The sequence below is a fragment of the Paenibacillus sp. 32O-W genome (genome assembly GCF_007679495.1).
In the GTDB taxonomy this organism is placed as follows: domain Bacteria; phylum Bacillota; class Bacilli; order Paenibacillales; family NBRC-103111; genus Paenibacillus_L; species Paenibacillus_L residui.
This window is the reverse complement of sequence record NZ_VEGP01000106.1, coordinates 1-10,118: the sequence shown is the minus strand read 5'-3', so window position 1 is coordinate 10,118 and position 10,118 is coordinate 1. Positions and strand designations below refer to the sequence as shown.

General features: G+C 40.6%; 11 protein-coding genes. 3 read left to right on the top strand and 8 right to left on the bottom strand.

Going from position 1 to position 10,118, the window contains the following annotated elements; translation table 11 throughout:
- The first annotated feature begins 103 nt into the window (after positions 1-103).
- Positions 104-712 (top strand): hypothetical protein, encoded by a 609-nt coding sequence (locus FS806_RS24200; RefSeq protein ID WP_144941789.1) that lies wholly within the window; start codon positions 104-106, stop codon positions 710-712.
- Positions 713-965: 253 nt separating this feature from the next.
- Positions 966-1,769, top strand: a complete 804-nt coding sequence (locus tag FS806_RS24195; RefSeq protein ID WP_144941787.1) for a hypothetical protein — start codon at positions 966-968, stop codon at positions 1,767-1,769.
- Positions 1,770-1,777: 8 nt separating this feature from the next.
- Here FS806_RS24195 and FS806_RS24190 read toward each other — a convergent pair whose 3' ends face one another.
- From FS806_RS24190 to FS806_RS24180, 5 genes are all read right to left on the bottom strand, one after another.
- Positions 1,778-2,560: an alpha/beta fold hydrolase gene (locus FS806_RS24190; RefSeq protein WP_144941785.1), complete on the bottom strand. Its 783-nt coding sequence runs from the start codon at positions 2,558-2,560 to the stop codon at positions 1,778-1,780.
- A 103-nt stretch (positions 2,561-2,663) separates the two neighbouring features.
- Positions 2,664-3,455: a hypothetical protein gene (locus tag FS806_RS24185; RefSeq protein ID WP_260982241.1), complete on the bottom strand. Its 792-nt coding sequence runs from the start codon at positions 3,453-3,455 to the stop codon at positions 2,664-2,666.
- A 76-nt stretch (positions 3,456-3,531) separates the two neighbouring features.
- Positions 3,532-3,726 carry a hypothetical protein gene (locus FS806_RS26410; RefSeq protein WP_222126764.1) on the bottom strand — a complete coding sequence of 65 codons (195 nt, stop codon included), beginning with the start codon at positions 3,724-3,726 and terminating at the stop codon, positions 3,532-3,534.
- A 167-nt stretch (positions 3,727-3,893) separates the two neighbouring features.
- On the bottom strand, positions 3,894-4,049 hold the full coding sequence (locus FS806_RS25970; protein ID WP_186328526.1) for a hypothetical protein: 156 nt from the start codon (positions 4,047-4,049) through the stop codon (positions 3,894-3,896).
- 422 nt (positions 4,050-4,471) lie between these two features.
- Entirely contained in the window at positions 4,472-5,344 is an 873-nt protein-coding gene (locus FS806_RS24180; protein WP_144941781.1) for a helix-turn-helix transcriptional regulator, read from the bottom strand.
- Between the two features lie 502 nt (positions 5,345-5,846).
- On the opposite strand from FS806_RS24180, the gene FS806_RS24175 reads away from it, so the two are divergent.
- Positions 5,847-7,088, top strand: a complete 1,242-nt coding sequence (locus tag FS806_RS24175; RefSeq protein ID WP_222126763.1) for an ABC transporter substrate-binding protein — start codon at positions 5,847-5,849, stop codon at positions 7,086-7,088.
- 473 nt (positions 7,089-7,561) lie between these two features.
- On the opposite strand, the gene FS806_RS24170 is transcribed toward FS806_RS24175, so the two are convergent.
- The 3 genes from FS806_RS24170 to FS806_RS24160 all read right to left on the bottom strand — a co-directional run bounded on the left by FS806_RS24170 (position 7,562) and on the right by FS806_RS24160 (position 9,925).
- Positions 7,562-7,969 carry a DUF2500 domain-containing protein gene (locus FS806_RS24170; protein WP_144941777.1) on the bottom strand — a complete coding sequence of 136 codons (408 nt, stop codon included), beginning with the start codon at positions 7,967-7,969 and terminating at the stop codon, positions 7,562-7,564.
- Between the two features lie 342 nt (positions 7,970-8,311).
- Positions 8,312-8,965, bottom strand: a complete 654-nt coding sequence (locus FS806_RS24165; protein ID WP_144941776.1) for a Pr6Pr family membrane protein — start codon at positions 8,963-8,965, stop codon at positions 8,312-8,314.
- 159 nt (positions 8,966-9,124) lie between these two features.
- Positions 9,125-9,925, bottom strand: a complete 801-nt coding sequence (locus tag FS806_RS24160; RefSeq protein WP_144941774.1) for a M56 family metallopeptidase — start codon at positions 9,923-9,925, stop codon at positions 9,125-9,127.
- Positions 9,926-10,118: the final 193 nt, after the last annotated feature.

Genomic DNA, 10,118 nt, shown 5'->3' with positions numbered 1-10,118 from the left:
GTTTGGGGGTGAAACAATAGAAGACCCTAGCTAGGAAGCTAGAGTCTGCAACGGAATGTGAATTCCGAGAAGCTTAATTAATTATAGGGAGGTATTCTTATTTATGAATACGAAGAAAAAAGTTTTTTTATATTCAACGATTGTTTTAATGGGGCTACTTGCAGTCACCGTAATCATGAATCAATTTCAAACTTCAAAAATAGATATCCATGGAAATTATGTCACATTTAATAGTTTGGAGGAGCTCGAGCAATTTTCTGATCTTATTATTATCGGAAGTCCAGTAGAACCTTTTAATAAACGCAAACATAAAGAGACCCGCTTCGAAGATGGAAATCTAGAGTCTTTTTCTACCTTAACAAAGCTAGATATTAAATCGATTATTAAAAAAACTGACCTAAGTCTAAACAATGAAAGCAGTCTAGAGGTAGTAGAACCTGTTGGACTTATTAAAGAAGGGCTCGGTAAAAGAAAATTAACTATAGAAGGATATTCAGAAATGAAAGAAAATCTCGATTATTTAATTTTCTTAAAAATGAATAGTTATGGGGAATATTCCGTTGTAGCAAATACACTTGGAAGATATAATCTAGATGGAAAAGACTTAGAGGATTCCGGTAATGAAGAATACCAAGAGAAAAAAGCTTCCATCAAAACGGAAGCACTAAAAAAATATGTTAATTTTGTTACTCCTTATTTACAAACAGAATAAGTTGACTCCGGGTCGATGATCACATTGGGCTGGTAAAGTCAGACAGAGGTCCAAACATTCAAAGATTAAAGTTTCTTTTTTATACTTTTACCGAAAGCCTTTTTCGGTTACCGGAAGAAACGTAACTGTATGAAACGGTGGACAAAGAGGAACGAAAGCGGCGCGCAGAGGCAGATGCTCTGCGCGCTGATGATTTTAGAGTATTTCCCGACAGGTTTGATGAATCCCGCGTTAATATGAGGAGGGGATTTTTTTGATTTCGAAAATTCTTTTTAAGATCGATAGTAAGGAATTTAATAATCGATATGGTGTTCCATTAGATATGAATTCTATTAGGCAGGAAGTTTGTTCTTTAAGAAATAATAAAATTATTACGAGAAGGATTATCGGTAGTGGAATTGATTTTGCGGAATCTATATTTGATCAAAAAAATATAGCAGAAGTTATCCTGTCTAATATAGAAATTCAATTTGCTTTGTATCAATTTTATGTTTTTTATAGTGCTGTAGAAAATAAAGAAGATCGTTCAAAGGAAAAATTAACTTGTGAGATTTGTTATCCTAAAGAAGATAGTAAGTTAAGTGATTTGACATTATCAAATTTGCTTTCAATCTTCGATTCTTTAGTTGTAGTTTACAAAGAAGATAAAACGATTGTTGTAGCTAGGCTATCAAGTTTAGAATCACAAATGAAAATCTATAATATATACAGAAGGTTGTACGAAGAATCACTGTTAAATCCATTTATTCTAACTTTTATAACCGAAAATAAAGGGGATAAATTGGAAGATGTCAGTAGCAGCATCTATCAATACCAGCCTTGCGAAGACGACATAAATGCTATTGTTCTAAATAAGAATGAAATGATCTTCATTAATTTTATAGAACAACAATTGATACTGTCCAATTTTTTCATGTTTTATTGTTTGGGCTGGAATGTCCATGATGTTACAACGAGCATGACACTGAAGAAATTGGCAAAATATCACAAAAGAATATTTTTCACTTCAACTTCCGATCGGTTCTTATCGCAGCTTCTCATGATAGCCGACGCTTAACATGACTATCAGCCAATAAATTGCCTCAATAGCTGATTAAATTTGTCGCGTTCTTCCCAAAATGGACCATGGCCGCTGTATGAAAAAGGGACAAGCTGTGAGTTTCTTATCCTGTGATGGAGTTCTTGAGCTTGCGCGAAAGGGATCACTTTGTCATGAATGCCGTGAATGATTAGAGTAGGGGCAACAATTTTGTGTAGATCGGCCACCAGGTTCTCATCCCTCAGCAAAATGATAATGGCCGCAGTTGACCAACCGGCGGCTTGTAATCCCATGTGAATAAACCAATTCGAAAATGGCTCGGTGATATATTGAAAGAAGAAGGTTTCTGTAACGGTCCGCATCATCTTGGGGCGATCATTTAATGCTTCAGTAAGAAGCTGATTGGCCGTTTCTTTGGTAAACCCTCTGGGAGCTGCAGTGTCTATTAAGACAAGCCTGGATACTCCGAAACCGTTGTAACGTGCCATATATCTAATGGCGATCGCTCCACCGGTAGAGTGCCCCGCAAGAGTGAAATGATTTAATTGAAGCGCATCAATGACAGCTCGGATATCATCCGCCAACCGGTCATAAGTGTAGCCGCTTATCGGTTTATCCGATTTGCCGAAGCCTCTCCAGTCTATGCCTATGCAGCGGTATCCCATGGCGGGAAGAACATTAAACTGATATTCAAACAGTTCATGGCTTAACGGCCAACCATGTAAAAACACTATCGTCTTATGTCCGCCGGGGTTAATATCTTCCACATAGAGCTTTACTCCCGGTTCTACAGTAACAAAGTATCCCACGTCGATTCCTCCGTTAATCAAAGTGCATCAACCATAAGATACTCACTGAGGGAAACAAAGGTGAATGCCTATTCCCGTTTGCTTCTTGCAAATAAGGCGGGGGCTATTTGGTGGATAGAGGTGGAAATCCTGCACGACTCCACAGCCATAAGGGAGTATGAACGTCAATCGGTGCCAATCCGCTGCCATGCAGCGCATTTTCCCATGCTTCCGCGACCGCCTTCCGGTCATCTGCCGTGCCATTCAGTACATCGGAAGAACACAATCCTAATTTGACCGTAGCTTTCATAACGTGTGTATCTGGAGCAACCGTAATCAGTTCACGGGACTTCCATTTAACTCCTGTATAGGTCTCCATCACATACAGCCAGTAATTGAAAATTTTCGGGCCGGACAGATACGGAAATTCCGATTTACGGGTGGCCTGCATTATGTGTTTGAGGGGGGCGACGTCAAATTGCACCGATTCCAGCAAGCCCCAAACGTCTCCCTTAGCCGAGGATTGAGCGATTCCTTGAGAGACCTTCCGCCAAATTTCCGGATGACGATTGGGCTGTAAAGCTACACGATACTGAATCAAAGCCAAGCGCAGTTCATCCAGGGAGCTTTCGGATACGGCACGGGGATGGAATATCCATCTGGTACTTTTATCGTGATAAGCCTGCGCGATGAATTCCCAAAGTGTGAAAGAATTTCTTTGATAATTTAACGACATTCCCAATGTCAACACGTTCGGCATTTCCGCGTCAGGGACCATTCCAATTAAAGCATCCTCAGGCATTACCTCCCCGCCAAGAAGACCTTCCCTATGCATCTGTATTAACAGCTTCACTTTTTCCAAAAAGGATTCGTTCGTCATATTCTCCTCCATATAGGTCAACGACTGATCCAACATATTTCGCCAGATGAAATCCAATAATTGAATAATTGGAAGCGATGAAAATGCATGCGAACCGACCCGCCTAAGGTAATTAATAAGTTTCGTAAATGAGTTGGCGATTCATTTCAAGCTTTCTATTAAATGATACGTAAATATACAGTTGTCCGGCCGGAGTATCCCCCGCATCGTAAGCCAACCGAGTGGTGCCGTCCCCGTCAAACCTAAGCTCGGACAGGACCAATTCGCTTACATCTTCGTCAGGATGCGTCTGGGCGATCAGTTCCAATGCCCGACCATTAAGCTCGTCAAAGTTGTGCTAAGCATTCTTGATGATGGGCGACAGCCGTTTCATATCCGCTTTGCCGGGAACATCTGCGGTAACAGAAAGCTCCTTCCCCTGATAATGAAGTGCGGCTGTATAGTAAGATACTGAGCCATCGTATGTGAAAGTGGCTATCCCTTGACGGTATGGTCCGGCTGGACGATTAGATTATCTGCATAATCCAACCGCTTCAGCTTTGGATTATGCAGGATATCCAGCTTCGAGATTTTATTTACCGAACAGTAGAGCTCGACCAAGCGCGAATTAAAATCTTGGGTAATATTCATGGCACTTCTCCTTTTGCGGCAATCTCATCCTCCCATAATTGGAGGAGAAGGCGGGCTATTTTCTAGTGGATTTCCGAATTTTTGCGATGCTTCCAGTCCTTGTAGCGCCCGCAAATTTAATTATAGGTTCTCATGGTGAAAAGGACAGCGTCTTTTGACTCAGTTTCGGTGAACAGTAAACTTTTCTGGAAAATAGAAGGAATACTCAGAGGAGGTATCAAATATTAAAACAACCTCGTCCCTGAATTTGCCGTGAAAAAGGAGGAAGAAAATTGACGCTTAGACCAAGGGTTTGCGCCGCAATTATTAGAAAAAATCGATTTTAAATGTGGTTTACACTTGAAGAAATGAAACATGACAGGCAGGTATCGAAGGTCATTAAATGCTTGAATGTTGCATATGGGTATGATTGGTCTTATTTCCTATTGTCGATGCCTGTACTGCATAGGGGTACAGTTTTTGTATCTTCGGAATAGTCGGCCAAAGTAGTTGATGTTGCAAAAGCCGACGGCATCGGATATTTCTGTGATGGTCAGACTATGATCGTCAAGCAGCTTTTCGGATTTTTTGATGCGGAATTTATTAACGAATTCCGTGAATGTTCCCCCTGTCGCCTTCTTAAATATTCTGCAAAAATGAGACGAACTCATATTAGCAATGGACGCTATTTCTTCCAAGGTGATTTTTTCATGGTAGTGCTTTTCTACATAATGAATGATTTGATTCAGCAATTTAATATTTTGTTTATCCGCTTCCATGCTTCGGGTTGGTTTATCTTCAGATGAATAGAGCCTGGCTAATTCCGTTGTGATGACGAAGATATATGCTTTTATGGCTATGGCATAACCGACTTTTTGCTCGTTATATTCCCGGATAATGCCTTGCAACGGTTCTATAAATATCCGATAATTAGCGTCCGTTGGTTTTAATACTATTGGCGGGGACAAGGGGTTAATGAGGGGGATATTATCATAATAGTCAAGCAGCTCGGGGTTGATTAGTAATTCCCTATTAAATAGAATCGCATAATAATCGGGTGTTTCGTTGATTGCTTCCCCAGCATGGATAAGATTTTCACGAATGATAAAAATATCTCCTTCAACCGCATGGAATGTTTGCCCATCGATTTGAAATTTCGCTTCTCCCTCTGCCATGTAAATTAATTCAATGATTTGCTCATGCCAATGAGGGTGAAAAAGAGCCAAAGAATTGTCTTTTGGCGGTTGATAAATAAAATAGGGGAAGGATTTACTTTTTAATACCGGAAATTGCTGATATTCAACTTTATGATTCATGGAAAATCCCCCTTGTACCGGTCAAAATAAAATGAAAGTACGGTTCGTTTTTGGTGTATAAATAACGAATCCCCAAAGCAAAATTGTGCGAAAACTAAGCAAAATTAGATAGAGAACATCCCACATTAGAAATGTATCATTAACATAAATCGGAATGAGGAGAACTCAAACCGGTGATAACCCGCCGTTGATTCAGAATTCCCGCTTCGAGATGTGAAAAGTTTCAGAATATTTTATAACGGAAAAACCTTATCACGACGAGAACCTTTACCTTTTGACGAGATCATTTTCCCATTTCATGATTTTATAATATTATAAAGCGCTCTCATGCAGCAGGCGTTGGAAGGGAGTGGGAAATAAAGCAAATTGTTGTTTAGACTCTAATTAACTATGTATGCTAAATCTCGAAAGGGGATATCGTATGGTGAATAAGAGGTGGTTCGGTTGGCTCGTTATAGGACTTCTATTTACTTTAATGACTTCCTGTTCTACGAATACAGACATGCATAGCGAATCGCAGGAGAATAGGCTGGAAAATGATCAACAAGATAACAAGGAGGAGCACTCGTCAGAACCGGTAACGATTAAAATCGCCATCGGTTGGGATGATCAAATTTTTGATTCCAGGTTTGGTGAAATAGACAAAAAATTAGACAATATTAACATTGAACGGATTCCTTTTGACACCACCTGGGGTGGTTTAGAAGAAATTTTTGCTTCTGGTGTTGTTCCGGATATCGTTGTTAGTATCCATTATGACACAATCAAGGAATTACTGGATGCCGATTTAATCTATCCGCTTGATGATCTGATCGCGAATAGCGATTTTAACCTGGAGGATCTTAATCCGGCTTTAGTTTCGTATGCTCGTTCCTATGACCCGGAAGGCAGATTGATAGGGATGCCGGATGGGGTAGGATTTAAGGCTTTATTTTATAATAAGGAAATTTTCGATTTATTTGGAATCGAGTACCCGACCAAGGAAATAACTTGGTATGAGGCATTGGAGCTTGCTAAACAAATGACTGGAGAAAGAAACGGTCAGAAGTATACGGGATTGGTTTTTGATGAACCGAAAATCCCGTTAGAGCAATGGGCGGTTAATCCTGTCGATCCTGATACAGATGAGGTGTTATTGACGAAAGAACCTGCCTTTAGAAAATATTATGATTTAATGAGGCAATATTATAGTATTCCGGGCATTATGGATGTAGGAGTGGAGGGGAATTTATTTTATCAAGGATTTGCTGCAATGAATGCCGGATGGTCTGCTACTTTACTAGGCGATTGGGGCGATTTGGAAGGAAACAAGGGGAAAATCGAGATTGCACCTGTACCGACCTGGCCTGAACTTCCCGGTGTCCACCCTTATTTAACAACAACTCCAATGATGATTATGAAAGAAAGTAAGCATGTGAACGAAGCTTTTGCCGTCTTGCTGGAATATGTATCCGAAGAGAATCAGCTTAGAATATCTCGAAAGGCTGGAAGTGGCTCTGTTCTGCAAAACAAAGATGTATTAAGCCAATATGGGGCAGATGTCCCTAGTTACGTAGGGAAAAATGTGGATGCTTTTTACGAATGGACACCAGCAGAGCTAGAGAGGCAAAGTCAATGGGATCGATTGGTTGACTATAAAATAGATGATTTTGCGAAATCGGATGATGATGTGATTACTTTTTTACGGAAACTGCAAGAGGAGCTGGAAGTTAAGATTAAAGATGAGAAAGCTAAGCAGGAATAGTGACAAAGTGATACGCAAAGAAACGCCAGTGCAATCGCTGGTGTAGCTCCGGGAATGAAGTGAGGTTGCTCAGCAAGATGTATGGGCACATGAATGACGAACATCGGAAAGCCGTATGAGGGAATTTTCCGTACGGTGGTTTGATGAGGAGGGGCAGAAACTCTCTGCCCTTCACTCTATATATGCAGAATCATTTATATATTATAAAATTATTCTCAACAGAGAAAGGGGCTGTACAGATGAAAACTGTAATGAGAATTTTCGGACTTTATATAGTAGTTGTAATACTATCAATCATATTATTCTACTTTTTAACTTCATTATTTAATCAAAACACAGATAATTTTATTCCTGTTATTCTACTACTTATTTCTCTTCAAGCATCACTTATGCTGGCTATACAAATAAATTCTTTATTGAACAATAAAAAGTGAATAGGTTCTTGCTGCTGAAGAAAGCCATCATCGGACGATTCAGCTGCCTCCGTTCCGCTCGAAAGCTACGATCCAATCCCCTTGAACGGCGGCATATCCCGAATCTCCCTCAATTATGAGTCCGTACAAGTTTCTAACATCCAAATATTCTTTTCGCTCGCCGTTTTCGAATTCCAGGGTAATGTAATAATAGGTGCGAGAAGAATGGCCAGGGTGTACATGACCATTTTCATGATGATGATGGTGCGACTGAGTACGTACTTCCATTCGTTTCGCCACTACCCGGGCAAATACGGATTCCCGCGGTGAACTTGCATTTTTGACGTAGCGGGCCCCATTCATCACGATTCCGATGAGAACGACGGCAAATACGACCACAACGAGTATCGGTATAATGGAGGACATCATTGAAAACCCCCCTCCAAACGATGGCCCCATATCGAACATATACTATTCCTCCAATCATAGTTTGTCGCAAATCTCAATGGGGGGTGTAATATTCCTCTAATACGGGTTATTCATCTTCGAGATGGCTCCGTTAGGAGCTTTTTTTACCACATAGGAATCTTTAAGTTCTTTACAGCAACGATGAAAATATAGATTCTTATTGGCATAAAAAGCTTCCTCTAATACCGGGTTATTCATCTTCGAGATGGCTCCGTTAGGAGCTTTTTTTACCACATAGGAATCTTTAAGTTCTTTACAGCGTTAATACGATGAAAATATAGATTCCTATTGGCATAAAAAGCTTCCTCTAATACCGGGTTATTCATCTTCGAGATGGCTCCGTTAGGAGCTTTTTTTATAGCTTAAAATAGCTTTATTTATAATAATCAACAGAAACCCGAAGATCGAAAAGATAAATGCAAAACCAATGATGAATAAAGTTACATTTGTGTAGCTGCCGACTCCGGCGGGAATGGTGCCGTGGGGATTTAGAAAAAAGTACGGGTAAAATCCGTCAAATAATCCTCTGATTAAGGAAACGGCGCAGTAGAGAACCGGGAAGCCTAACCAATAAACAACGTATTTATAATGGTATGATTTCTTCTCTTCAAACATCATCCAGTTCAAAAGCACAAGCACCGGAATTAAGTAGTGCAGCGTGAAGTTTGTTATGATTCGAGGTCCGGTATAGGTTCCCCCGCTCGAGAGAAGAAAGTGGTAAGTCAGCAAGCCCACAAGGATATAGATAAGAGATGCATTTTTACAGAAATCCAGAAGCTTGCTTTCTGTTCTCTTGAAGAGCATGGTCACAGCACTAACGGAAAATGTCAATGTAATGAATAGATTAGCATGAATTGTAAATTTGGTCATGGAAGCGAAGGGAGCAGGAGAATAAAGGATATGTAAGAGCACACTGATCAATCCGGTAAGAGCTATGAGAAGATGTAAGCTCACTTTCATATGTTTTCTTGTCCCCTTCGATAATAATCCGGCCATATTCTTTCCTCCTTACATGTCAATAGAATTGAACCGGGAAATCCCCGACGGTAATAAAATGTCTCTCATAATGAAAAACCTCCTAAAGAACCATTTGAAATCCAGTCCATTTTCGCGATACTACATATTGTAGTTTCGTGATCCAAAAGAAAAGGCGGATTACGAACTTCCACCTATGCTTATCAGGAGCAAGAAGACGCAAGATAGCAATAAAGGTCTGAACAACGCGATCGGCACTTTCACGGCCTTCTCAGGTTCCAGTATTTGCATGATCCTATAATCAATCGCCGTCTCTGTGAAATGAACCGCCGCCTCGCGCCGTTTTATCTGCCCCAATTGAACAAGCTTCAACAAAACATTGCCCAAGTGTAGTTCCGTGCCCATCTGTTTGATAACGAATCGATCCGCGAGCAGCTCTTTCATCGTTTTATAGAAACGGACTGAAGGTTGGATAATGGGTAAATATCCGAAGGCATCTGCGAACAGGGTGGACAAGAACATTTTGATATTGTCCCGTTTGCGGCAATGATACCATTCATGCAGCAAGACCGCATTGACTTCCATATCGTTAAAAAGCTTTAACACTCCTGTAGATACAACAATCTTTGGACGCAGCATGCCGATCGTCAGAGCAATAAAGGCATCGTCTTCCACCACAATCAATTCGGTTTTCCAACTGCGGTACTTATCATTGAACTGCTTCGTTAATTTGTGGTGAGCGCGGGAGCGGAAAAGCTTTATCCCTTTGCGCGTCAAATACCACTGTCTTGTGATTCGCCACAGGATTCGGACAAGTGTATAACCGATGACGAGGTCGATCAGAATGCCGGAGATCCGTATTCCCTGCAAACTGAAGTCTCTGATTTGATTGGTCAGGAACAGACCCATCTGCATGGTAATGCTCAATACGAAAAAAACCATCAAAGCGTAAACCAGCCGCATTTTTACAACGGAGCTCATTGTTTCTTCCCACTTTTCATTTTTTAGGGAGGGGATGACCATAAATTATCCATTATTTTGGATTCGAGGGGGCCGAAGAAACGGTTCAACCCTTGCCCGTCCACATTCATTCTTTTAACCTAAATTTCGAAAGCCCGTAATATCAAACACTGAATATAGTGGATCTGCCTCGCGGACTGTAAAAAAGTGGAGG